General features: G+C 41.1%; 2 protein-coding genes. Both read right to left on the bottom strand.

Features of this window, described 5'->3' with window-relative positions; all coding sequences use genetic code 11:
• The coding region (locus tag VN429_RS06955; RefSeq protein WP_325631352.1) for a type II secretion system F family protein at positions 1–1,046 on the bottom strand (1,046 nt) is incomplete at its 3' end.
• On the bottom strand, positions 1,043–2,137 hold a 1,095-nt coding region (locus tag VN429_RS06950; protein WP_325631350.1), incomplete at its 5' end, for a type II/IV secretion system ATPase subunit. The genes VN429_RS06955 and VN429_RS06950, both read right to left, overlap by 4 nt.

Raw genomic sequence — 2,137 nt, 5'->3', positions numbered from 1 at the left:
GCGATACTGTAATTATAATTGGAGATATATGCACGAAGAGGATTCTTGAGAAGATTTTCTAGTCTAAATCTCTTACGTTTTGATTCTATTTTCTTCAAAAATCTCTTATCAACTTTAGAGAAGTCCACATCTTCAATAGCTACATCAGCAAATTCAGTCTCATTGATCGGTTTTCTGGTTATGTCCATCTTAATTGTCGGAAGCATCAGATACAGGATGTATATCATTCCTATAGATCCAAGAGCAAGCCCAAGAATGATTATAGGCATATATCCTGCCAGATCAGACTTTCCACCTAGATTTTGAGCGACTATGATAATTATCATCGTAATTGGACCAGCGACAAAGGCTGTCACATATACTTCGGCCATTATCTCGATCGTTTTTAGGATGTTTTCAAGTTCACGTGCTGCTGTTTCTCTGAAATAGGCTGACCGCGATGAAAGAAAGTTGGTAATATCTCCACCACTGTTTGAGAGAAGGAGCAGATCATTGAGAAATTCAGAAAGGTTCTTTGAGGGTGTTACTCCCTGAAGATTTCTTATTGCTGTATACAGATCATCACCAAATACCTCTACATCGCGGACTATCAGACCAAATTCTTTCCCAACCTCTCCAAAAAGGTCATCAGCCTCGTATATTTTCCTGATTACATTATATAGAGTCATAGTCATTGAGAGAGCCTGCATGTAGGTTATTGCATACGGCAGATCAAGATCAATTGAAGATTTTCTCCCTGCAGCTGTGGTAGAAGGATACGTAAAAATAGCGATTGAAACTCCGGGACCGAGCAGGATAAAAAGTATTGTGATTATGAGGATGTTGTTATTTAAAATATTGTTTGGCTGTGCTGGTACCAACTGAAAATTCGTTAAAAGCAGAAACGATGATACTGCTATGAAAACTCCAAATGAGAGAAGACAATATTTTAGCATCATCATAAAAAAATCATACAGGGAATACGGAAGATGAGAAGCCCGGATTGATCTCCTGAGTGATGTTGTCCGGGTCCATTTCTCAACCTGTTTCGGAGTTATGAGATTCATGCTCTTCTCCGAAGATCTGCAATCATCTGTATCAGAATTTCAGGATCTGTGCTATACTGGTGCCTGAGACGCGATAGAAATGCAGTTCTCAGATCCAGTTGATATTGTATCTCTTCAACTGACCAGTTATGCATGTACTGAATCGTCTGCAGCGTTTTGGATTTTTTATACACTTTCCGAAACGAATCATCTTCAGGCACATACTCAAAAAGGGTATTCCACTTTACTTTGTCCCCTTCTCCAAGAAGGATCTCATGAATAGCATCACATCTTCTGATCATCCGGCCCTCCCGGTAATGGAATGTCTGGATAACCATCAGGTTAAGTGCTCCAAACATAGCAGGTGGAACATTAATCGGCTCATTAGTGAGCCTGTTTAATGCTTCTTCGATATTTCCTGCGTGAAGTGTGGAGATAGTAGTATGGCCACTGTTCATAGCCTGAAAAAGTGTCTGTGCCTCGTTACCTCTCACTTCACCCACAATGATGTACTCCGGTCTTTGGCGAAGGGATGCTCTGAGTAGATCAAAAAGATCCACATTTCCCCTGTCGTTAAATGAACTACTTGTTCTTGTCTGAACAGGAAGCCAGTTTTTCTGTGGTATCTGTATCTCGCGGGTATCTTCCAGAGAGACGATCTTGGAATTGTGAGGAATGAAGAACGAGAAGGCGTTCATTGCTGAAGTCTTTCCACTGGCTGTCCCCCCAACCACAATCATACTTTGTCGGTTTTCAAGTGCTAACCAGATAAAGGCAAGGAGTTCATCACTATATGTTCCAAAAGAGAGCAGAGTGGCTGGTGTCATGGGGTCTGATCTAAACTTGCGGATGGTGAATGAACTTCCTTTTGTTGATACAACGTCTGAATACGTAATCTGGGCCCGTGATCCATTTGGAAGTGATGCATCAAGGAGTGGGGATGTCAGGGAAACCTGTTTGTCTGCCTTCTGTGAAAGTTTGAGTACAAAGCGATTCAGATCTTCTGCTTCGAACTTTATTGAGGTTGGAGTACTTCCATAATACCGATGATGAACGTAAACAGGAAGATCGTGTCCATTACATGAAATATCCTCGAGGAGTTCATCATACAT

The sequence above is a fragment of the Methanospirillum sp. genome (assembly GCF_035560735.1).
GTDB lineage: Archaea > Halobacteriota > Methanomicrobia > Methanomicrobiales > Methanospirillaceae > Methanospirillum.
The sequence above is the reverse complement of the archived record's forward strand: the minus strand, read 5'-3'. Positions and strand labels throughout refer to the sequence as shown.